This is a genomic window from Microbacterium oryzae (genome assembly GCF_009735645.1).
In the GTDB taxonomy this organism is placed as follows: domain Bacteria; phylum Actinomycetota; class Actinomycetes; order Actinomycetales; family Microbacteriaceae; genus Microbacterium; species Microbacterium oryzae.
This window is the reverse complement of sequence record NZ_CP032550.1, coordinates 2536402-2557893: the sequence shown is the minus strand read 5'-3', so window position 1 is coordinate 2557893 and position 21492 is coordinate 2536402. Positions and strand designations below refer to the sequence as shown.

The window sequence follows — 21492 nt, the reverse complement described above, 5'->3', positions numbered from 1 at the left end:
CTGGGGAGGACACGCGCGATCCGTCGCCCTGTGCAGAGGGCGACGGATCCGCTCAGAGGGCGGCGGATCCGCTCATGCGGTGGCGGCCGCCGCCGCCCGCGCGGCGCCGGGCAGCGCCTCGAGGATGCGGCCGAGCGCGTCCTCGTCGTGCGCGGCGGTGAGGAACCACGCCTCGTACACGCTCGGCGGCAGGGCGACGCCCGCGTCGAGCATGGCGTGGAAGAACGGCGTGTAGCGGAACGCCTCCTGCGTCTTCGCCGTCGCGTAGTCGCGCGGCTCCTCGGGCAGGAACGCGAGGCCGAAGAGGCTGCCGGCGCGCGGGATCGCGTGCACGACGCCCGCTTCCGTCAGGGCAGCACCCAGGCCATCCGCCACCGTCTTCGCGGCGGCGTCGACGGTCGCGTAGACCTCGGGGGTCGCGAGGCGCAGCGTGGCGAGACCGGCCGCGACAGAGAGCGGGTTCCCGGACAGGGTGCCCGCCTGGTAGACGGGGCCGACGGGTGCGAGCTGGTCCATGACGCGGCGCTTCCCGCCGAGGGCGGCCAGCGGCATGCCGCCGCCGACGACCTTGCCGAACGTGATGATGTCGGGCTCGAACAGCTCGCCCGCCTCGACCTGCAGGCCCCAGTGCCCCGCGGGATGCACGCGGAACCCGGTCAGCACCTCGTCGAGGATGAGCAGCGCACCCGCGTCGTGCGCGATCTGCGCGAGCGCCGCGTTGTAGCCCGGCTGCGGCTGCACGACGCCCATGTTCGCGGGCGCGGCCTCGACGATGATCGCGGCGATCTCGTGCCCGTGCGCGGCGAAGATCTCGCGCACGGCGTCGAGGTCGCCGTAGGGGGCAACGAGGGTCTGCCCCGCGATCGCCGCGGGAACGCCCGCCGTGCCGGGGAGCGCGAGCGTCGCGACACCGGACCCGGCCGACGCGAGGAGCCCGTCGGAGTGGCCGTGGTAGTTGCCGTCGAACTTCACCAGCAGGTCGCGGCCGGTCGCGCCGCGGGCGAGCCGGATGGCCGTCATGGTCGCCTCGGTGCCGGTGGACACCAGGCGCACCTGCTCGACGGGCTTCAGGCCCCCGGCCTGCACGCGCTCGACGATGAGGTCGGCGAGCTCCACCTCGCCCTCGGTGGGCGCGCCGAAGGAGAGTCCGCGGGTGGCGGCCTCCTGCACGGCGGCGACGACCTCCGGATGGGCGTGGCCGAGGAGAGCGGGACCCCACGAGGCGACGAGGTCGACGTATTCGCGACCGGCGGCATCCGTCACGTACGCGCCCCGGGCCGACGCGAGGAAGCGCGGCGTGCCGCCGACCGAGCCGTATGCGCGCACCGGCGAGTTCACCCCGCCGGGGATCACAGCGCGGGCGTGCTCGAACAGGGCGTCGTTCCGGTCGGTCATGCCTCTATTCTCCCGCACCGCTCCTGCAGGGCGGGCCGGAGGCGACCGACCGACGACGGGTCAGTGAGCCTCGCGCAGCCAGCCCGCGGCCTCGACGGCCCAGTAGGTGAGGATGGCGTCCGCGCCCGCGCGCCGGATGCCCAGCAGCGACTCCTGGATGGCGCCGCGGCGGTCGATCCAGCCGTTGCCGGCAGCGGCCTCGATCATCGCGTACTCGCCCGACACCTGGTACGCCCAGACCGGCACGTCGACGGTCGCGCGCACGTCGGCGAGCACGTCGAGGTACGGCATGGCGGGCTTCACCATGACGATGTCGGCGCCCTCCTCGACGTCCGCGATCGCCTCGCGGACGCCCTCGCGCGCATTGCCCGGGTCGAGCTGGTAGGTGCGGCGGTCGCCCTTCAGCTGAGAGTCGACGGCCTCGCGGAACGGGCCGTAGAACGCGCCGGCGTACTTCGCGGAGTAGGCCATGATGATCGTGTCGATGAAGCCCTCGGTGTCGAGAGCCTCGCGGACGGCCGCCACCTGGCCATCCATCATGCCCGACAGCCCCAGCAGGGTCGCGCCTGCGCGCGCCTGCGCGACGCCCATCGCCGCGTACCGCTCGAGGGTGGCGTCGTTGTCGACGCCGCCGTCGGCGCGCAGCACGCCGCAGTGGCCGTGGTCGGTGAACTCATCGAGGCACAGGTCGGTCTGCACGACGAGCGCGTCGCCGACCTCGGCCGCGAGCGCGGCCGCGGCGACGTTGAGGATGCCCTCGGGGTCGTCCGCGCCGGAGCCGATCGCGTCGCGCACCTCGGGGATGCCGAACAGCATGATCCCGCCGACGCCCGCTTCGGCGGCCTCGACCGCCGCGCGCCGCAGCGAGTCCAGCGTGTGCTGGCGGACGCCCGGCATCGATCCGATGTCGACGGGCTCCGTGATGCCCTCGCGCACGAAGGCGGGCAGCACGAGCTGGGATGGCGCCAGGTGCGTCTCGCGGACGAGACGGCGGACCGCCGGAGAGGTGCGGAGTCGCCGCGGGCGGTGCGTGGGGAAGCTCATCGATCGTCCTTGGTGGCCGCGTGGGGGATGCGCACGACCTCGGTGGGGGTGGTCTCCGGGATGGCGCGCGCCTCGGCGCTCGGCGGCGGGACCGGGATGTCGGCGAGCGCGTCGATCAGCGACTCCACGCTCTGCCGCGGGGCGACGAGATGGATGGGGAGGCCCGCCGCGTTCGCATCCCGCGCGGTGCGCGGGCCGATCGCGGCGATGATCGTCTCGTCGGGGATGACGGGGAACTGCTCGCGCACCTGCTCGGCGACCGAGCCGCTCGTCACGAGGATGGCGTTGATGCGGCCGTTCAGGACGTCGCGGTGCGCGCGCTCGGGAGCGGGCACGCCCACCGTGCGGTATGCGACCACGCTGTGCACGTCGTGCCCCGCGGCGATGAGCGCGTCGGTGAGGACGGGCTTGGCGATCTCGCTGCGCAGCGTGAGGATGCGCCGCGGCTCGGACTCGAGCGCGAGGAGCTGCCGGGCGAGGCCCGCGGCGGAGTTGTCGGTGTCGGGCACGAGGTCGACGCCGTAGCCCACAGCCTGCAGCGCGGTCGCGGTGGTCTCGCCCACGGCGGCGACCTTCGTCCCCTCGGGGATCCGCGCGCCGTAGGAGAAGAGCACGTCGACGGTCGTGGCGCTCGTGACCGTCAGCCAGTGGAACCGGCCGTCGGCGAGGTCGCGGAGCGCCTGCTCGAGTGCGGCCTTGTCCTCGGTGGGAGCGAAGTTGATCAGGGGCGCGATCACCGGCGTCGCACCGCCCGTGCGGAGCCGAGCGGCGACGCTGTCGCCCCAGGGGCCGCCGCGCGGCACGAGCACCCGCCATCCGGCGAGAGGCTTAGCGGTCATATGATCCAGTGGCTTCATGTAGTGGTCGAGGGTGTCACGATGTCGGACGCCCCTCGGTCGAGAAGCTGACCGGCGACTTCGGTGCCGATCTCGCTCGCTCGTCGGGGGACGACGCGACGGGCGGCATCTGCACCGTCGCCGCCGCCCTGCGCATGAATATACTCCTGCGCCACGACCTCGGCGCTCTCCGCCGTGATCTCGACGCCGGGCTCCCCGTAGACCACCGCCGACACCCGCAGCTCGTCGCCCGCGAAGTCGGCGTGGATGCCGACCGGCGCATGGCAGCCCGCCTCGACGCCGGCCAGCACCGCGCGCTCGACCGTCACCGCGAACCGCGTCGCGGGGTCGTCGAGGGCGCGGATGGCGCGGAGCAGGTCGTCGTCGATGTCCAGCCGCGTCTCGACGGCGAGAGCGCCCTGCCCGGCCGCGGTCGGCCATCCGCCGAGGTCCTGGAACTCCATCGCGAGGTCGATGTCCGATCCGAGCCGAGAGAGTCCGGCGGCGGCCAGCACGATCGCGTCGAGCTCCCCGTCGCGCACGCGCTGCATACGCGAGTCGACGTTGCCGCGGAGGTCGTGCACCTGCACGCCGGGGTTGGCGCGCCGCACCTGGGCGATGCGACGCGGCGATCCGGTGCCGACGCGGGCTCCGACTGGGAGCTCGGCGAGCGGCGTGCCGTCGCGCGTGAGGACGACGTCGCGCGCATCCGCGCGGACGGGCGTCGCGGCCACGAGGAGGCCGGGCGCCCCCGCGGTGGGGAGGTCCTTCAGCGAGTGGACGAGCAGGTCGCATTCGCCGGCGAGGAGCGCCTCGCGCAGGCGGGTGGCGAAGACGCCGGTGCCGCCGAGCTGCGACAGCGAGGCGCGCGACACGTCGCCCTCGGAGACGATCTCGACGAGCTCGACCGGGCGGCCCGCCTTCTCCTCGAGGGCGCGCGCCACCATCGACGACTGCGACATCGCCAGCGCGCTGCGGCGGGTGCCGAGGCGGATGGCGGTGGTCACTGCAGCACCTCGGCCACCTCGGATGCGGGGATGCGTCGACCGGTGAAGAACGGCACCTCCTCGCGCACATGGCGGCGAGCCTCGGTGTAGCGCAGGTCGCGCATCATGTCGACGAGGTCGTTCAGCTGGTCGGACTCGATCGGGAGCATCCACTCGTAGTCGCCGAGCGCGAAGGACGCCATCGTGTTCGCGGTGACGCCGCGGAACGCCGCACCCTTCCGGCCGTGGTCGGCGAGCATCGCGCTGCGCTCCTCGTCGGGAAGCAGATACCACTCGTAGCTGCGCACGAAGGGGTAGACCGTCAGCCAGCCCTTCGCGGCAATGCCGCGCATGTAGCCGGGCACGTGGCGCTTGTTGAACTCCGCGTCGCGGTGCACCGCCATCCCGTTCCAGGTCGGCAGGAGGTTCTTCAGCAGCTCGGTGCGACGCAGGCGGCGGATGGCCCGCTGCAGGTCCTGGGGGACCGCGCCGTGCACCCACACCATGAGGTCGGCGTCGGCGCGCAGGCCGCTGACGTCGTAGAACCCGCGGACGGTCACGCCCTCCCCGGCGAGGAGGGAGACGATGTCCTCGAGCTCCGTCGCATCGGTCTCCGTCACCGGGCGGTCGGGGTTGCGTCGCCACACCGCCCAGAGGCTGTAGCTGTCTCCGGTCGTCTCGAGTTCGTCAGGCATGACTCCATCATGCTCCCGCTCGCGCGGAAGGCGAAAACGTCCGCCCGTTCAGCGGGCGATGAGCCGCGCGAGGCCCCAGACGACGGCGCCGACGGCCGCTGCGGCGCCCACGGCCGCCGCGACGGCCGCGCCGGGGTTGCCGTCGGCGAACGCACGCGCCTTCACCGCGCCGCGCTGGATGGCGTCGGATGCGCGGCGGGGCAGGTTGCCCTTGACCTCGATCGCGTTGAGGGCGGCCCGCAGCTCCGCGCGCGCACGCTCCACCGGGTCCTCGATGCCGCTCGGCACGACGGTCTTCGAGATGAGCGCCTCGCCGTGCATGCGATCAGAACTCATTCGCGACCTCCTTGACGATGGCGACGTCCGTGCGGGCCGCGCTGGCGGGGTTCTCGCTCTTGGCGAGGCGCTTGAATCGCAGCAGCCCCAGGAGCGCGAAGACGGCGGCGAGGATCACGCCGACGCCGAAGACGATGAGCGCCGACGCCCACACCGGCAGCCACAGCGACAGCAGCGCGATGACGAAGCACAGGAAGGCGGGGATGGCCCAGAACAGGAAGAACAGCGCGACGAGCATCCAGCCGGTGCCGAACCCCGCATCCTTCGCGGTCTTCGCCGCCCACTTCTTCGCGGCGTCGACCTCGGCGATGACGAGGTTGCGCACCAGCTCCGGCACATCGCCGATGAGCGTGAAGAGACTGTCGTCGGCGCGATCTCGCACCGGCGACGGCGGGAGCTGCGCCATCAGCCCTCGGCCTTCCCCGTGGCGCCCTTCACGTCGTCGACAGCGTCGCCGGTCTCATCGAGCGCGGCGTCCAGACGCTGGCCCGGCGTGCCGGACGTGGTGGCGGCCTTCACGACCTTGATCGCGCCGTTCCAGGCCACACGCGGAACCGCGAGCGCGCTCGACTTCGCGAGCTTGGAGACCTTCGCCGCCTGCGCCTGCACGACGGGAAGCTCCCACACCTCCTGCGCCCTGTCCTTGATCTGCTCGTAGCGCGCACGTCCGGCGCGCGTGCCGAGCACGTAGCCCGCACCGAGGCCGATCACGAGTCCCAGCTTCCCCCGCATCGGGTTCTCCTCACAGTCGTTCCGGCTTGCTCAGGACTCCACAGTAACCATGTATGCCGTTTTCGGCATCCGCCTTGCGCGCGCGTCGCCCGGGGTGTAGCCGCGTTCAGTCGAACAGCGCCGACCGGCGCACGCGCTCGGCCTCGGCGATCGCGTCGGGGATGACCTGGGCGAGCCCCGTGCCCGCGAGCCACGCGCCGACCGCGATGGCGCCGGGGATGGCGCGGATGGCCGTGCGCGCCTGATCGGTCGTCGCGCGCAGGCCCACGGTCGCGGCGGGCTGCGACTGGAGGTACCGCTCGCGGCGGGCGCCGCGGAGCTGGTCCGCCGCGAGCGGGACGCCGAGGAGCGCCGCGGCCTCCTGGAGGGCGAGCGCGGCCGTGTCGTCATCGGAGAGGTGCGCGGTGGCGGGCTCCTCGTCCTGCGTGCCGAACGACACCCGCACGACGTGCCGGTCGCCCGCGGCGTCGGCGACCCACTGCCACTTGGCGTTGGCGTGGGTGAGCGCCTTCGCGCGGTGCGACCCGGGGACCGTGAGCACGCCCGTGCCGCGCGGCTTGGCGTCGAGGGCGGGGGCGTCGAGGACCAGCGTGACGATCTCGACGACGGGGCCGGGTCGCGCGGGCTCCGCCGCGAGGCCCTCGGCGTGCGGCGCGAGCAGTCGGCGCGCGGTCGCCTCATCCGTCGCGACGATGACGACGTGCGCGTCGAGGGCCGCGGCGGCGGGCGCGGGCGAGGCGGGGCCATCCTGGGCTCCATATGATGTCGTCTCATCGAGCGCACCCGAGAAGTCGCGGGATTCCGTGTCGCCTGGATGAGACGACATCGTCTGGCGGTGGGGAGCGCCCGGAGCACCGGCCGCGCCCGCAGCGCCCGCAGCGCCCGCCGCGAGGTGCACCGTCCACCCCGCGTCCGTGCGGTCGAGCCGCTCCACGGGGCTGAGCGTGCGGATGTCGGCGCCGAGCACCTCGAGACGCTCGACGAGCGCATCGGCGAGGCGCGCCATCCCGCCCCGCAGCCCGAGCACGGCGCCGCCCGGTGCGCTCTTTCGGGCGCCGACGAGCTCGGCGACGGCGCCGGTGAGCGAGCCCGCGCGCGTGAGGGCGGCGTTGAGACCGGGGGCGGCGACGTCCGGGTCGATGTCGTCGGGGTGCGCGGAGTAGACCCCCGTCGTCACGGGCGCGACGAGGCGGTCGAGCACCTTGGATCCGAGACGCGTGCGCACGAGGCGCCCGAGGCTCGCGGCGTGGCCGATCGTGAGGACCGGCTTCACGCGGTCGAGGTACGCGCGCCATGCGCCGCCCCAGCCGAGGATGCGGCGCACGTCGGGCGCGAACGGGTTCGCGGGGATCCCGAGGAGGCCACCGGCCGGGAGGGGCGCTGCGCCGACTCCCGGCACGCCCGCGACCCACGCGCCGCCGGCCCCGGTGCCGGGCGTGACGACGTCGTCGCCGAGACCCAGCTCGTCGATGAGCGCGCGCACGTGCCCGCCGCGGGTCGCGAAGCTCTCCGCCCCGAGGTCGAGCACCACGCCGCCGACCTCGCCCGAGCGCAACACGCCGCCGGTGCGCTCGCCGGCCTCGAGCACGGTCACGCGCATGCCGACCTTCGCGCACTCCCAGGCCGCGACGAGTCCGGCGATGCCGCCGCCCACGACGACCGCGTGCTTCTCGTGGGCGTGCGCGTACAGTTCGTCGAGCTTCTCGGTCACCGCCCCATCCTCTCAGGCGAGCGCCCGGCGGGGCGGCCGCGAGCGCCCCGCGGGGCGGTGACGAGAACGCGTCAGAGGCTGTGGACGAGCTCGACGATGCGGGTCAGCACGGTCGGATCGGTCTCCGGCGGCACGCCGTGACCGAGGTTCACGATGTGCGCGCGGGCAGAGCGGCCGCGCTCGACGACATCGCGCACGTGGGATTCGAGGACCTCCCACGGCGCGGTGAGAAGCGCGGGATCGATGTTGCCCTGCAGCGTCGTGCCCTCGCCGACGATCGCGGCGGCCTCGTCGAGCGGCACGCGCCAGTCGACGCCCACCGCAGCAGCGCGCCCGTCGAGCCGCATGTCGGCGAGCACGGGCCCCGTGCCGACGCCGAAGTGGATGACGGGAACCTCGAGGCCGTCGACGGCGACCGCCGAGTGCGGCGCCACGAACGCGCGGAAGTCCGCGGGGGCGAGCGACCCTGCCCACGAGTCGAAGAGCTGCACGGCGGCGGCGCCCGCCTCGATCTGCGTGCGGAGGAATCCGCGCGAGACCTGCGCGAGCCATCCGGCCAGCGCGTGCCAGGCCTCGGGGTCGGCGTGCATCATGGCGCGGGCGCGCAGGTGCTCCTTCGACGGGCCGCCCTCGACGAGGTACGCCGCGAGCGTGAACGGGGCGCCGGCGAAGCCGATGAGCGGCGTGCCGGTGGTGTCGAGCTCGGCCACGACCGCGCGGACGGCCTCGCGCACGGGCTCCGCCGCCGCGACGACCGCGGCGGGGTCGATCGCGGTGATGCGGTCCACGTCGGCACGGGTGCGCACGGGGTCTGCGAACACGGGACCGCGGCCCGGCACGATCTCGACGTCGATGCCCGCGACGCGCAGCGGCACGACGATGTCGCTGAAGAAGATGCCCGCGTCGACGCCGTGACGGCGGACGGGCTGCAGCGTGATCTCCGCGGCGAGGTCGGGCGTCAGACACGCGTCGAGCATGCGCGTACCGACCCGCAGCTCGCGGTACTCGGGAAGCGAGCGGCCGGCCTGCCGCATGAACCAGACGGGGGTCGTCTCCGGGCGCTCGCCGCGCAGGGCGCGCAGGAGGGGCGCATCGAGGGAAGGCATGCCCTCATCCTCCCATCCGCCGCCGCGAACGAGCAGGATGGCCGGCGCCGGCCGACGGGTTCGCACAGGATGCCCGGAAAGCGCCGGTTAGGCAACCCTTTCTTTTCATGAATCATTCAGAACTGACTTTTACAAGGAGTAGAATGACGGATGTGCTGTTCTGCCTTTCTGCGAGTCACAAGACCGCGCCGTTCGACCTCCTCGAGCGCCTGAGCACGCAGACCACAGCCCTTGCTCCGCTCATCGCCGCACACGGCGAAGAGGTCAAGGGCACGGTCGTGCTCTCGACCTGCAACCGCTTCGAGGCGTACATCGACCTCGACGTCCCGTCGGACGCCGCTCGCGAGACGGGTCTCGCGGCCGCACACGAGGCCATCCGCGTCGCCACCGGCGTCACCGCCGACGACCTCGACGGCGCGGTGGAGGTCGCTGCCGGCCCGAAGGTCGCCGAGCACCTCTTCTCCGTCGCATCCGGGCTCGAGTCGGTCATCGTCGGCGAGGGCGAGATCGGCGGCCAGGTGCGCCGCGCCCTCGACGAGGCCCGCGAGCACGGCACCACCTCGAGCGAGCTGGAGCGTCTCTTCCAGCGCGCCACCGAGACGCAGAAGGGCGTGAAGAACGGCACCGCGCTCGGCCGCGCCGGCCGCTCGCTCGTGCGCCTCGCCCTCGACCTCGCCGGCAGCCGCATCGCCGACTGGTCCACGCAGCAGGTGCTGCTCGTCGGCACCGGCTCGTACGCCGCAGCGACGATCGCCGCCCTCCGCGACCACGGCGTCGAGGACATCACGGTCCACTCCCCCTCCGGCCGCGGTGCGCGCTTCGCCGCCAAGCACGGGCTCTCGAGCGTCGCGCCCGAGCACTTCGCGCAGGCCGCCGTCGCCGCCGACCTCGTCATCACGTGCACCTCGCGCGAGGAGCCGGTCATCGACGCGGCGCTCCTCGTCGACGCGGGCTTCGCCGGCACCGGGATGATCATCGACCTCGGCATGCCGCGGAACGTTGCTCCCGACGTCGCGACCGTGCCCGGCATCACGCTGCTCGACCTCGAGACCATCCGCCTGCACGCTCCGCTCGAGGAGCTGCAGGCCACCGACGCCGCCCGCGCGATCGTGCAGGACGCCGCCGCGAAGTTCCATCTCGCCGGCCGTCAGCAGAGCGCGCAGCCCGCGATCATCGCGCTGCGCAAGCACGTCTTCGAGCTCACCCAGGCCGAGGTCGACCGCGCGCGCGGTCGCGGCGAGGCCGAGCAGGTCGAGCAGGCCATGCGCCACCTCGTGGGCGTGCTGCTGCACACCCCGACCTCGCGCGCCGCGCAGCTCGCGGCAGAGGGCCGCTCCGACGACGTGTTCGACGCGCTGGAGACGCTCTTCGGCATCGACGCGCGTCCGGCTTCGGCCGTTTCGGCGGCGCCGGTCGCGGCCGCGCCGGTCTGCCCGTTCACGGGCGAGGCGCAGGCGTCCTGAGCCCTGCGGCATGTCCCGGCTCGCCCTGAGACGATAGAGGCATGGCTCTCACGATCACGGGCGACGACGCCGCCGACACCCTCCTAAGCGACAACGCGCTCGCGCTCCTCATCGGCATGCTGCTCGATCAGCAGATCGCGATGGAGACGGCGTTCGCGGGGCCCGAGAAGATCCGCGAGCGCATCGGGTCGGTCGACGCGGCCGCGATCGCCTCCCACGACCCCGAGGGCTTCGTCGAGGCCTTCCGCCAGACGCCGGCCGTGCACCGCTTCCCCGGTTCGATGGCGGGCCGCGTGCAGCAGCTCTGCCAGGCCATCGTCGACGACTGGGATGGCGACGCCGCGCAGATCTGGACGCACGGCCATCCGTCGGGTGCGGAGGTTCTCAAGCGCCTGAAGGCCCTGCCCGGGTTCGGCGATCAGAAGGCGCGGATCTTCCTCGCGCTCCTGGGCAAGCAGTGCGGCTTCGCCGGCGACGGATGGCGGGAGGCGTCGGCTCCGTACGGCGAGGAGGGCGCCTTCCGCTCGGTCGCCGACATCACGAGCCCGGAGTCGCTGGCGAAGGTGCGCGAGCACAAGCGCGCCGTGAAGGCCGCCGCGAAGGCGAGCGCGTGAAGCAGACAGACGGCGACGTCGACGCGTTCCTCGCCGGCGTGCAGCCGGTTCGTCGACGCGCGGACGCCGCGGTCCTCGTCGACCTCGTGCGCGAGGTGTCGGGCCGCGAGCCGCGACTCTGGGGCACCATCGTCGGGTTCGGCGCCTGCCACTACCGCTACCCCACGGGCACCGAGGGCGACGCCCCGCTCCTCGCGTTCGCGCCCCGGAAGGCCGCGACCACCGTGTACCTGCTCGACGGCGTCGCGGCGCACGCGGACGCGCTCTCCCGGCTCGGTCCGCACACCACGGGCGCCGGGTGCCTCTACCTGCGCTCGCTGGAGGGCGTCGACCTCGCGGTCCTGCGCGGCGTCCTCGAGCGGTCCCTCCGCTGGGCGGTCTCCGGCGGCGGCGAGGGGATGGCCCTCACCGCCACCGCGTGAGACTCGCGGTCACGGGGTGGGGCTGCCGCCGTTCGCGTTGACGGTGTCGCCGATGATGTAGCTCGACTCGGCCGAGGCGAGGAAGACGTAGGCCGGCGCCATCTCCGCGGGCTGGCCCATCCGCCCGAGCGGCGTCTGCTTGCCGAACTCCGCGACCTTCTCCTGCGGCTGGCCATCCGTCACCTGCAGCACCGTCCAGACCGGGCCGGGCGCGACGGCGTTCACGCGGATGCCCTTCGGCGCGAGCTGCTGCGCGACGGCCTTCGTGAAGCCGTTGATCGCCCACTTCGTCGACGCGTAGTCGAGCAGCGTGGGCGACGGCGTGTAGGCCTGGTGCGACGTGGTGTTGATGATCGTCGAGCCGGGCTTCATGTGCGGCACGGCGGCCTTCGTGAGGAGGAACGTCGCGCGCACGTTGACGTCGAACGTCTCCTGCCACTGCTCGTCGGGCAGCGTGGTGATGTCCTCGTTGAAGATCTGCTTGCCGCCGTTGTTGACGAGGATGTCGATGCCGCCGAGCTCGGCGACCACCTGGTCGACGAGTCCACGGCAGTAGTCGGGGTCGCTCAGGTCGCCGGGCAGCTGCGCGACCTTCACGCCGGCGTCGCGGATGAGGCCGGCGATGCGCGCGGCGTCCTCCTCCTCCTGCGGAAGGTAGGCGATGGCGACATCGGCGCCCTCGCGCGCAAAGGCGATGGCGGTCGCCGCGCCGATGCCGGAGTCGCCGCCCGTGATGAGCGCCTTGCGCCCGGCGAGACGGCCGGTGCCGCGGTAGGTGTCCTCGCCGAGGTCGGGCTGCGGGGTCATGTCCGCATCGAGCCCGGGCTCGGTCTGGTGCTGCTTCTTCGGCTCGATGTCGCTGTAGAGCGCCGTGGGGTCGGTGAACGTGTACTGATCGCGTGCCATGTCGCATCCTTCCGTTCGTGTGGGATGCGTCCACTCTGCGCCCGCGACCGGTCGGATGTCTCGGGGTTGCGTCAGGCGGCGTCCCCGGGTAGCCCCGCGCGCAGAAGCGCCCCGCCCCGGGACCGGGACGGGGCGCTCGCTTGGAGGACTCAGGCGCCGCGGAGGCGCTCCGTGAGGTAGCTCTGCAGCGCGTCGAGCGGCACGCGCTCCTGCGCCATCGTGTCGCGGTCGCGCACCGTGACGGCGCGGTCGTCGAGGGAGTCGAAATCGACCGTGACGCAGAACGGCGTGCCGATCTCGTCCTGGCGACGGTAGCGGCGGCCGATGGCGCCGGCGTCGTCGAAGTCCACGTTCCACGACGCGCGCAGCTGGTCGGCGACCTCGCGGGCGAGGGGCGACAGGCGCTCGTTGCGGGAGAGCGGGAGGACGGCGGCCTTCACAGGCGCGAGGCGCGGGTCGAGCTTCAGCACGGTGCGGGTGTCGGTGCCGCCCTTCGCGTTCGGCACCTCCTCCTCGCGGTACGCGTCGACGAGGAACGCCATCATCGAGCGGGTGAGGCCGAACGACGGCTCGATGACGTACGGCACGTACTTCTCGCCCGAGGCCTGGTCGAAGAACGACAGGTTCGACTTGGAGTGCTCGATGTGGTTCGACAGGTCGAAGTCGGTGCGGTTCGCGATGCCCATGAGCTCGCCCCAGCCCTTGCCGGCGAAGCCGAAGGCGTACTCCACGTCGATCGTGCGATCCGAGTAGTGCGCGCGCTCGCCATCCGGCACGTCGAACCTTCGCATGTTCGCGGGATCGATGCCGAGGTCGATGAACCAGTTCCAGCACGCGTCGACCCAGTGCTCGAACCACTCCCCCGCCTCGGCGGGTGGGGTGAAGAACTCGATCTCCATCTGCTCGAACTCCCGCGTGCGGAAGATGAAGTTGCCGGGGGTGATCTCGTTGCGGAACGCCTTGCCGACCTGGCCGACGCCGAACGGCGGCTTCTTGCGCGCGGCGGTGACGACGTTCGCGAAGTTCACGAAGATGCCCTGCGCGGTCTCCGGGCGCAGGTAGTGCAGGCCCGACTCGTCGTCGACCACGCCGACGTACGTCTTCATGAGGCCGGAGAACGAACGGGGCTCGGTCCACTGGCCGCGGGTGCCGCAGTCGGGGCAGACGATGTCGGCCATCCCGTTCTCGGGGGCGCGGCCCTTCTTCGCCTCGTACGCCTCGAGGAGGTGGTCCTCGCGGTGGCGCTTGTGGCACTGCAGGCACTCGACGAGCGGGTCGGTGAACGTCGCGACGTGGCCGGATGCCTCCCAGACCTTCGTCGGCAGGATGATCGAGGAGTCGAGGCCGACCATGTCGCCGCGTCCGCGCACGAACGTCTGCCACCACTGGCGGCGGATGTTCTCCTTGAGCTCGGTGCCGAGGGGCCCGTAGTCCCACGCGGACCTCGAACCGCCGTAGATCTCGCCCGCTTGGAACACGAACCCGCGGTGACGGGCGAGGGCGATGACTTTGTCGAGGCGGGACTGCTCGGCCACGGTGGCTCCAATGGTCGGAAGGGGTGGGGATGGCGCGACGCGGGTCCGCGAGGATCCCGGGCACCGGTTCGATCCTAGTCCGGAGCCCTGCGAGGAGCCGCCGAGCCGGGCTCGCGCGCCTGCACCGCGGATACCGCCGTCCTCCGGTGGATGCGTCCGGCTCCCGAGGCGACCCCGCTCAAGGGGGCGACGCGGGATGGCGGGGATCAGCCGGGGATGTCGCCGAGCGTTCCCGTGGTGTAGGTCGCGCCCTCCGCGCCGACTGTGCCGAGAACGAACTCCACGGGGAGCCCGTCCACGTCGGCGTCGGCCCAGTCAGGGCCGCGAAGCTCGGCGGCGAGGGGGCCCACCTCCTCCGCGCTCAGGCGCGAGACGTACAGGGTCGGCCACTGCGGCCCGGCGGTGGGCGCTTCGAGCAGAACCTCGGCGGACGGAAGCCGGCGAGAGATCTCGACGACGCCGTGCACGGCCTCATCCGTCGTGCGGGAGGGGACATGCACGATGCGCAGCCGGTCCTCGCCCGCGTCGAGACGGTAGGTGGCACCCGCAGCGAACGCCGACCGGGCGGAGAGCTCGTCGAACACCTCGACGAACCGGTCGATGTCCGCGATGGCCACATACCGCCATCCGTCGATCACACTGAAGGAGCGGACGTCCGGCAGCGCCGCGGCCAGCTGCAGACCCTCGAGGGCGGCGTCGAGCTCCTCCTCGCCTGAGGGGAACACCTGCACCGACCAGGGCCCACGCGAGCCGCCGGGAAGGTCGTCCGCACGCGTGAGCACGAGGCGCATCTCCTCGCGCTCCGCGGCCTCCCGCAACTCGTGCGCAAGCGCCCTCGACGCCTCCTCCGAAGCGTCGACAGTCACGGTGACGCTGCCCGGCGCACAGGCGACGACGATCTCCGATGCGCAGAGATCGTCGACCGTCACGAGCGGCTCGGCAGGCTCCTTCGGTGCGCACCCGGACAGAAGGCCGATTCCCGCGGCGAGCGCGAGCGCGCGGCGCGCCGCCGCCGCCTGCGACCTCACCGGGGCGCCTCTGCCGCTGCCGCAGCCGCGCGAGCCAGCCAGGCCGGAGTGGTCCCGGGACGCTGCGGCGGTACGAGCCGGCCCGCCTCGGAGTCCTCCACGAGCTGGCGCGTACGCCGCTCGCGGGTCGCTTCCTGCTTCGCCGACATGATCCAGTGCCGCACCGCCTTGCAGTACCCCGGCGCGGCTTCGGCCAGGAACCCGGTCGCGCCGGGCGACGCGTCGATGAGCGCCTGCAGCGGCGGGGTCAGCTCGGACTCCGGGTTCTCGTGCGAGTACGTCCCCGAGCGGTCCTCGCGTCGGCGCTCGAACGCCGCCACGCCAGCCGGATGCATCCGCCCCTCCGCCAGCAGTCTCTCCACGTGCGCGATGTTGACCTTCGACCAGGTGCTCCCCCGCTTGCGCGGCGTCCACCGCTGACGTCGGGAGTCGTCGTCGATCCGCTGGGAGACCGAGTCGATCCATCCGAAGCACAGCGCCTCCAGCACCGCGTCGCCCCACGTCAAACCCCGGTCGGGCACGTGAGCGAGACGCAGCCCCATCCACAGCTCCGTCGCGGTGTCGTGGTTCCGCTCGAGCCACGCGCGGAACTCCGCGGCATCGCGGAAGAAGATGGCGGGCCGCTCGTCCGTCCCGCCGGCAGTGCCCGGCTCCTGCGTCGTCACGCGACCAGGATGGCACGGGGCGCCGACATCGCGGATGGCCGCGCGCGACGTCGGGGGCGGATGGCACGATGAGGACATGACAGCGGCATCGACGCCCGAGATCGGCATCGTCTTCCGTCCCCAGTCGGCTCCCGAGGACCTCCGGGCGGTCGCGCGCGCAGTGGAGGACGCCGGCGTGCCCGAGCTGTGGCTCTGGGAGGACTGCTTCCTCGAGGGCGGTCTGACAACCTCCGCTGCGGCGCTGGCGGCGACCGAGCGCGTGCGCGTCGGGATCGGCCTGCTCCCTGTTCCGCTGCGCAATCCGTCACTGGCGGCGATGGAGGTCGCCACCCTCGCGCGGCTCGAGCCGGGCCGCTTCGTGGCGGGCTTCGGGCACGGCGTGCTGGAGTGGATGGGACAGGTGGGCGCGCGCGTCGCCTCGCCCCTCACGCTGCTGCGCGAGTACGTCACGGCGGTGCGCGCGCTTCTCGACGGCGAGACCGTCGATGTGGCGGGACGGTACGTGACGCTGCGCGACGTGCGGCTGGGATGGCCCCCGGCCGTGGTCCCCGAGATCACCATCGGCGCGCGCGGGCCGAAGACGCTGAGGCTCGCCGGCGAGATCGGCGACTCGGTCCTCCTCGACTCGGCTGGTGACGAAGGGGCGGTCCGCGCGGCGCGCGACCTCGTGGACGAGGGGCGCGAGGCATCCGGCCGCGCTGGTCGGGCGAGAGTCCGGGTCTTCACGGAGATCGACCCGCGAGCCGACGCGCTCGAGAGCCGCATCGCCGACCGCCTGGCAGAGCTGGCCGCCGGCGGAGCGGATGCCGTGGCCATCCAGGCGCCCGCCGACGCCCCCGATCCCCGCCCTCTCCTCGACGCACTGCCGAGATGACCGGCGAGCTGACGCCCGAGGAGATCACGACCTTCTCCGATGCTCCGGCGCCTCCTGGGCGCACTCCCTGGGTGATCGAACCCCGGGTCGAGGAGATCCAGATCGTCGACCCCGACCCCCGCTGGCCCGAGCGAGCACGCGCGCTCATGGACCGCATCCGCGACGCGCTCGGCGACCGCGCGCTCGCGGTCGAGCATGTCGGCTCGACGTCGGTGCCCGGTCTTCCGGCGAAGCCGATCATCGACCTCGACCTCACGGTCGCGGACTCCGCTGACGAGGAGGCGTGGCTGCCGGCACTCGAGGCGGCGGGCTTCGTCCTCACGGTGCGGGAGCCCTGGTGGCAGGAGCACCGCTGCCTCAAGCCGTCGCCAGGGGGCGCCAACGTGCACGTTTTCTCCCCCGGCACCCCGGAGCTCGTCCGGCACCGGATCTTCCGCGACTGGCTGCGAGAGGACGAGGCGGATCGCCGGCTGTACGCGGATGCGAAGCGTCGCGCGGCGTCGGAGGCCGCCGCACAGGGCGAGCTGATGATGGAGTACAACGCCCGCAAGGCCGCGGTGATCCGCGAGATCTACCAGCGCGCGTTCCGGGCGGCCGAGCTCCTGAAGGAGTGACCTGACGCCGGCAAGCGCCCGGACTCCGGTCACTCCTCGGGAAACGCGGCGCCTCCGCCCTCCGCGAGAGCGTGCGCCACGATGCCGACGTACTCGTCCATCAGTTCCCTGGGCATGGCCGGCATCACCTGCTCCCAGTAGGGGAGGATCGCCCCACGCCCCTGCATCATGCCGGCGGGACGCGCATATGCCCACAGGTGCAGGTGCGCCGAACCGTCGTTCCAGCGTGAGAAGTGGCATCGTGCGACGGAGGGGATGCGCTTGACCGCCTGCGAGATCCTTTGCAGGAGCGGTCCGAGACCTGTCAGCAGTTCGACGGGAGCGTCCTCGAGAAGAACATGTCGGCGTGGGGCGATCGCCGCAACGAACGGCAGACCGGTCGGACCGCCGAAGCCGGCGCCGACCTTCCAGTCCGCGTCGGCCCAGATCGTGAACTCGGACGGGCGGCATGTGCTGCACTCCGCAGGATCGACCTCTCCGCCACGCGGCCGTTCCGGCACCAGCATCTCGTCGAGAGGGAGCATCTCGATCGAGCGGATGCTCGGAACCGGGCCTCCGACGATGCCGCTCGCGTCGAGCGTCTGACCGATCGGCGCCCAGCGGTGCCACTCGGTATCCGCAGGATGCTGCTCGGGGATCGCTGCGCTCATGACGGCAGTCAACCAGACCCGCCGCGGGCTCAGAGCGGGCGCAGCTCGGGCGGAGGCGGCCAGGGCAGATCGATCAGTTCGTAGGGCACATCGATCGCACCGAAGTCGTCGGTCTTGACCACGACGCGTCCCGGTCGCACCGCGCCTGACTCGATGCGATCGGGCGAGAACTCCACCAGACGGACGCGGATGTCGCGGCCGTCGCGACGGAGGAGCCACGCCCCGGCCATCCAAGACAGCCCCTGCTCCTCGAGCGCCTCCTCGGCGCTCAGCCAGTCCACGGGCTCCGTCAGGTCCGCGCCGAAGAGCGACACCGCCACCCAGTCGTCGCCCGCCGGGCGCACCCAGCCGACGAGCTCGCCGTCCGACGCGCGCCGGTGCGGGATCCAATCGGGCGTGATCATGCGCCCCACCCTAGGCGAGGCGCAACGTCCAGCGCCCCGAGCGCGGGCTCCGCCCCCGCGGATAGTCTGGACCGGATGCGCGAGAACCCCCGCCGGCGGCGCATGCAGCACCCGCCCCGCTTCCTGACCGTCGCGGTGCTCGCGTTCGCGGGCCTCTGCTCCTCGTTCATGTTCACGCTGGTCGTGCCGCTGCAGGCCGAGCTGCCGACGCTCCTCGACGCGTCGCGTGAGGACACGTCATGGGTCGTCACCATCACGCTCCTCGTCGCGGCGGTCGCGACCCCGATCTCGGGGCGCCTGGGCGACATGTACGGCAAGCGCCGCGTCGTCGCGGTGCTGCTCGTGCTCCTCGTCGCGGGGTCGCTCATCGCGGCCCTCTCGGGCTCGATCACCGGGGTGATCGTCGGCCGCGCGCTGCAGGGCGGCGTGACCGGCGTCATCCCGCTCGGCATCGCGATCATGCGGGACGTGCTGCCGCCGCGGCGCCTGGGAACAGCGGTCGCTCTGATGAGCGCGACCATGGGCGTGGGCGGCGCGATCGGCATGCCGGTGGCGGCATATCTCGCGCTCCACACCGACTGGCACACGCTGTTCTGGCTCGCGGCGGCGCTCGGCGCCGTGGGACTCGCGCTCGTCCTGCTCTTCGTCCCCGAGGACATCCTGCGCACGTCGGGGCGCCTCGACATCCTCGGCGCGATCGGGCTGGCCGTGGCGCTGACCGGGCTGCTGCTCTTCGTCTCGCGCGGCGCGGAGTGGGGCTGGAGCTCGGCGGCGACTCTCGCCTGCGGCCTCGGCGGGCTCGTGGTGCTCCTCGTCTGGGGCGCCTACGAGCTGCGCGTGCGCGACCCGCTCCTGGATCTCCGGGTCGCGGCGCGACCCGCGGTGCTCTTCACGAACATCGCGGCGGTCGGGATGGGCTTCGCCCTCTTCTCCTCGAACGTCGCCTTCCCGCAGCTGCTGGAGCTCCCCGAGTCGGGCTCCGGCTTCGGGCTCGACATGCTCGGCGCCGCGCTCATCGTCATGCCCGCCGGGCTCGTGATGATGGTGATCTCGCCCCTGTCCGGATGGCTCGAGCGCACCATCGGCCCGCGCCCCCTGTTCACGGGCGGCGCGGGATTCATCGTGCTCGCCTATGTCTTCGTGCTGCTGTGGTCGAGCGAGATCTGGCACATCCTCGTCGCCAACCTCCTCATCGGCGTCGGGATCGGCTTCACCTTCGCCGCCATGCCGATGATCATCATGCGAGCGGTCCCCGCGGACGAGACCGGCGCCTCCAACGGCCTGAACGCCCTGTTCCGCTCGGTGGGCACGTCGAGTGCCTCCGCCGTGCTGGGCGGGGTCCTCGCCGCGATGAGCGTCGAGGTCGACGGGGTCGCGGTCCCCACGCGCGAGGCCTTCGAGGTGTGCTTCTGGCTCGCCATCGCCGCCGGCATCGTCGCGGTCGTCCTGTCGCTGTTCATCCCCCGGCAGCCGGTCGAGGGCCATCCCTCCATCCGCGACTGACGCGAGTCAGACCAGCCGCAGGTCGGCCTGGATGGCGGCGGTGGCGTCGAGAAGCGCCGGCAGGTAGTCGGTCCGGAGCTGCTCGACGGAGACCCGCGCCGCGCTCGCGGAGACGTTGACCGCGGCGACCACCGTGCCGTCGCGACCGCGCACCGGCGCGGCGACGGAGCGCACCCCCGACTCCAGCTCCCCATCGACGATCTCGTACCCCTGCTCCCGCACGGCGTCGAGGCGCGCGGCGAGGGCGCCGGGCGTCGTGATCGTGCGGTCCGTGAGACGCTCCAGCGCCGACCCCGCGAGGATCCGCTCGCGCTCCGCCTCCGGGAGCTGAGCGAGGAGGACCTGCCCCATGCTCGTGGCGTGCGCGGGGAACCGCGTTCCGATCGTGATCGCGACGCTCATGATCCGATGCGTGGGGACGCGGGCGACGTACACGATGTCGGCGCCGTCGAGCACCGCCGCGGAGACGCTCTCATCGACCCGCCGGGAGAGGGCCTCCAGGTGCGGCTGCACGACCTCCGGAAGCGACAGGGCGGAGAGGTAGCTGAAGCCGAGCTCGAGCACCCGCGGCGTGAGGGCGAACTCGCGGCCGGTGCTGCGCACGTAGCCGAGGACCTCGAGCGTCCGCAGGAAGCGGCGCGCGGCCGCCCTCGGGACCTCCGCCCGCACGGCCACGTCGCTGAGCGTCAGACGCGGGTGCTCCCCATCGAAGGCCCGGATGACCGCGAGGCCGCGGGCGAAGGACTGCACGAAGTCGCCGCGAAGCTCCTCGGGTTCGTTCTCACTCACCCCGCGACCCTACCCACTCAGCGTTCGAGGACGACGGCGATGCCCTGGCCGACGCCGATGCAGAGGGCGACCACCGCCACGCCGCCGCCGCGTCGCTCGAGCTCGTGCGCGGCATGCCCGAGGACTCGGCCACCCGACGCGCCGAGCGGATGCCCGATGGCGATCGCGCCGCCGTCGGCATTCACGCGCTCGGGGTCGATGTCCCACTGCCGGATGCACGCGAGGCTCTGCGACGCGAACGCCTCGTTGAGCTCCACCAGGTCGACGTCGGCCCAGGTGCGGCCCGCTCGACGCAGCGCGATGTTCGCGGCTTCGACGGGGGCGACGCCGAACAGATGCGGCTCGTTGGCGAAGACCCCGCGCCCCGCGATGCGCGCCAGGGGCTCGGCATCGAGGGCGCCCTCGGCACCCAGCAGCACCGCGGATGCCCCGTCGTTGATGGAGGAGGAGTTCGCGGCCGTGACCGAGCCATCCTTCTTGAACAGCGGCTTCAGCCCGGCGAGGCGCTCCACCGTGGAGCCGTCGCGGATCCCCTCGTCACGGTCGAGCTCATGCCCGTCGACCTGCACGATCTCCGCGTCGTAGCATCCCTCCGCCCACGCCCTCGCGGCCAGCGCGTGGCTGCGGACGGCGAACGCGTCCTGCTCCTCGCGAGTGATGCCGTGGATCTCGGCGAGGAGCTCGGCGCTCTCGCCGTTGGAGATCGTCCACTCCTTCGGCAGGGCGGGGTTGACCATCCGCCATCCGATGGAGGTGTTCCACATCGTCTGGTTGCCGACGGCCGGCCAGGGCTTCGACGACTTCTCGACGACGAACGGCGCGCGGCTCATCGACTCGACGCCCCCCGCGAGCACGAGTCGATCGTCGCCACTTTCGATCGCACGCGACCCCTGGATGACGGCCTCGAGCGAGGACCCGCAGAGGCGGTTCACCGTCGCCCCCGGGACCGTGGCCGGGAAGCCGGCGAGGAGGGCGCCGAACCGCGCGACGTTGCGATTGTCCTCGCCCGCCTGGTTGGCGTCGCCGAACAGCACGTCGTCGATGCGCGCGGAGTCGAGCTGCGCGCGAGACACGACGGCCGCCATGACGACAGCGGCCAGGTCGTCGGGCCGGACGTCGGACAGGGCTCCTCCCGCGCGCCCGAACGGCGTGCGGACGGCGTCGTAGACGAAGCTCGCGGTCAT

At 72.7% G+C, this 21492-nt stretch carries 24 protein-coding genes; 6 read left to right on the top strand and 18 right to left on the bottom strand.

Annotated features, from left to right (window positions below; all coding sequences use genetic code 11):
* Nucleotides 1-72: 72 nt before the first annotated feature.
* From hemL to hemE, 10 genes are all read right to left on the bottom strand, one after another.
* The gene (gene hemL, locus D7D94_RS11975) at nt 73-1395 is read right to left on the bottom strand and encodes a glutamate-1-semialdehyde 2,1-aminomutase (RefSeq protein ID WP_156242822.1); all 1323 of its coding nucleotides are present in this window, start codon (nt 1393-1395) and stop codon (nt 73-75) included.
* Between the two features lie 60 nt (nt 1396-1455).
* Nucleotides 1456-2439: a porphobilinogen synthase gene (gene hemB / locus D7D94_RS11970; protein WP_156242820.1), complete on the bottom strand. Its 984-nt coding sequence runs from the start codon at nt 2437-2439 to the stop codon at nt 1456-1458.
* The gene (locus D7D94_RS11965) at nt 2436-3278 is read right to left on the bottom strand and encodes a uroporphyrinogen-III synthase (protein WP_156242818.1); all 843 of its coding nucleotides are present in this window, start codon (nt 3276-3278) and stop codon (nt 2436-2438) included. Before D7D94_RS11965 ends, hemB begins: the two co-directional genes overlap by 4 nt.
* 14 nt (nt 3279-3292) lie before the next feature.
* Nucleotides 3293-4282, bottom strand: coding sequence for a hydroxymethylbilane synthase (gene hemC, locus D7D94_RS11960; RefSeq protein ID WP_156242816.1), 990 nt, complete (start codon nt 4280-4282; stop codon nt 3293-3295).
* Nucleotides 4279-4956, bottom strand: coding sequence for a hydrogen peroxide-dependent heme synthase (hemQ, locus tag D7D94_RS11955; RefSeq protein ID WP_156242814.1), 678 nt, complete (start codon nt 4954-4956; stop codon nt 4279-4281). Before hemQ ends, hemC begins: the two co-directional genes overlap by 4 nt.
* 48 nt (nt 4957-5004) lie before the next feature.
* On the bottom strand, nt 5005-5292 hold the full coding sequence (locus D7D94_RS11950) for a hypothetical protein (RefSeq protein ID WP_246171793.1): 288 nt from the start codon (nt 5290-5292) through the stop codon (nt 5005-5007).
* Nucleotides 5282-5698, bottom strand: coding sequence for a phage holin family protein (locus D7D94_RS11945; protein ID WP_156242812.1), 417 nt, complete (start codon nt 5696-5698; stop codon nt 5282-5284). The genes D7D94_RS11950 and D7D94_RS11945 overlap by 11 nt, the downstream gene beginning before the upstream one ends.
* Nucleotides 5698-6024 carry a hypothetical protein gene (locus tag D7D94_RS11940; protein WP_156242810.1) on the bottom strand — a complete coding sequence of 109 codons (327 nt, stop codon included), beginning with the start codon at nt 6022-6024 and terminating at the stop codon, nt 5698-5700. Before D7D94_RS11940 ends, D7D94_RS11945 begins: the two co-directional genes overlap by 1 nt.
* A gap of 106 nt (nt 6025-6130) precedes the next feature.
* Nucleotides 6131-7735 (bottom strand): protoporphyrinogen/coproporphyrinogen oxidase, encoded by a 1605-nt coding sequence (locus D7D94_RS11935; RefSeq protein ID WP_156242809.1) that lies wholly within the window; start codon nt 7733-7735, stop codon nt 6131-6133.
* Between the two features lie 71 nt (nt 7736-7806).
* Entirely contained in the window at nt 7807-8841 is a 1035-nt protein-coding gene (hemE, locus tag D7D94_RS11930; RefSeq protein ID WP_156242808.1) for a uroporphyrinogen decarboxylase, read from the bottom strand.
* A gap of 143 nt (nt 8842-8984) precedes the next feature.
* Between hemE and D7D94_RS11925 the strand changes: the two genes are divergently transcribed.
* From D7D94_RS11925 to D7D94_RS11915, 3 genes are read left to right on the top strand one after another with little or no spacing between them, the layout of a single operon-like run.
* Entirely contained in the window at nt 8985-10304 is a 1320-nt protein-coding gene (locus tag D7D94_RS11925; protein WP_343032134.1) for a glutamyl-tRNA reductase, read from the top strand.
* A gap of 41 nt (nt 10305-10345) precedes the next feature.
* The gene (locus tag D7D94_RS11920) at nt 10346-10918 is read left to right on the top strand and encodes an HhH-GPD-type base excision DNA repair protein (RefSeq protein WP_156242807.1); all 573 of its coding nucleotides are present in this window, start codon (nt 10346-10348) and stop codon (nt 10916-10918) included.
* A complete protein-coding gene (locus D7D94_RS11915) occupies nt 10915-11340 on the top strand; it encodes a DUF1801 domain-containing protein (protein ID WP_156242806.1) in 426 nt (141 codons plus the stop codon). The genes D7D94_RS11920 and D7D94_RS11915 overlap by 4 nt, the downstream gene beginning before the upstream one ends.
* Before the next feature lie 9 nt (nt 11341-11349).
* Here D7D94_RS11915 and D7D94_RS11910 read toward each other — a convergent pair whose 3' ends face one another.
* The 4 genes from D7D94_RS11910 to D7D94_RS11895 all read right to left on the bottom strand — a co-directional run bounded on the left by D7D94_RS11910 (nt 11350) and on the right by D7D94_RS11895 (nt 15474).
* Nucleotides 11350-12246, bottom strand: coding sequence for an SDR family oxidoreductase (locus tag D7D94_RS11910; protein WP_156242805.1), 897 nt, complete (start codon nt 12244-12246; stop codon nt 11350-11352).
* A 149-nt stretch (nt 12247-12395) separates the two neighbouring features.
* Nucleotides 12396-13781, bottom strand: a complete 1386-nt coding sequence (locus D7D94_RS11905; protein ID WP_156242804.1) for a glycine--tRNA ligase — start codon at nt 13779-13781, stop codon at nt 12396-12398.
* Nucleotides 13782-13987: 206 nt separating this feature from the next.
* Nucleotides 13988-14809, bottom strand: a complete 822-nt coding sequence (locus D7D94_RS11900; protein ID WP_156242803.1) for a hypothetical protein — start codon at nt 14807-14809, stop codon at nt 13988-13990.
* On the bottom strand, nt 14806-15474 hold the full coding sequence (locus D7D94_RS11895) for a YdeI/OmpD-associated family protein (protein WP_246171792.1): 669 nt from the start codon (nt 15472-15474) through the stop codon (nt 14806-14808). Before D7D94_RS11895 ends, D7D94_RS11900 begins: the two co-directional genes overlap by 4 nt.
* Before the next feature lie 76 nt (nt 15475-15550).
* On the opposite strand from D7D94_RS11895, the gene D7D94_RS11890 reads away from it, so the two are divergent.
* Nucleotides 15551-16348 carry an LLM class flavin-dependent oxidoreductase gene (locus tag D7D94_RS11890; RefSeq protein ID WP_156242801.1) on the top strand — a complete coding sequence of 266 codons (798 nt, stop codon included), beginning with the start codon at nt 15551-15553 and terminating at the stop codon, nt 16346-16348.
* On the top strand, nt 16345-16962 hold the full coding sequence (locus tag D7D94_RS11885) for a GrpB family protein (RefSeq protein WP_156242800.1): 618 nt from the start codon (nt 16345-16347) through the stop codon (nt 16960-16962). The genes D7D94_RS11890 and D7D94_RS11885 overlap by 4 nt, the downstream gene beginning before the upstream one ends.
* 29 nt (nt 16963-16991) lie before the next feature.
* Here D7D94_RS11885 and D7D94_RS11880 read toward each other — a convergent pair whose 3' ends face one another.
* Complete coding sequence (locus D7D94_RS11880; protein ID WP_156242799.1) at nt 16992-17612, bottom strand: hypothetical protein; 621 nt, start codon at nt 17610-17612, stop codon at nt 16992-16994.
* Nucleotides 17613-17641: 29 nt separating this feature from the next.
* On the bottom strand, nt 17642-18016 hold the full coding sequence (locus D7D94_RS11875) for a hypothetical protein (RefSeq protein ID WP_156242798.1): 375 nt from the start codon (nt 18014-18016) through the stop codon (nt 17642-17644).
* A 75-nt stretch (nt 18017-18091) separates the two neighbouring features.
* Between D7D94_RS11875 and D7D94_RS11870 the strand changes: the two genes are divergently transcribed.
* Nucleotides 18092-19519 carry an MFS transporter gene (locus D7D94_RS11870; RefSeq protein WP_246171791.1) on the top strand — a complete coding sequence of 476 codons (1428 nt, stop codon included), beginning with the start codon at nt 18092-18094 and terminating at the stop codon, nt 19517-19519.
* A 6-nt stretch (nt 19520-19525) separates the two neighbouring features.
* Here the strand turns inward: D7D94_RS11870 and D7D94_RS11865 are convergent, their stop codons facing one another.
* Both D7D94_RS11865 and D7D94_RS11860 read right to left on the bottom strand, forming a co-directional pair.
* A complete protein-coding gene (locus tag D7D94_RS11865; RefSeq protein ID WP_156242797.1) occupies nt 19526-20308 on the bottom strand; it encodes an IclR family transcriptional regulator domain-containing protein in 783 nt (260 codons plus the stop codon).
* A 17-nt stretch (nt 20309-20325) separates the two neighbouring features.
* Nucleotides 20326-21492, bottom strand: coding sequence for a thiolase family protein (locus D7D94_RS11860; protein ID WP_156242796.1), 1167 nt, complete (start codon nt 21490-21492; stop codon nt 20326-20328).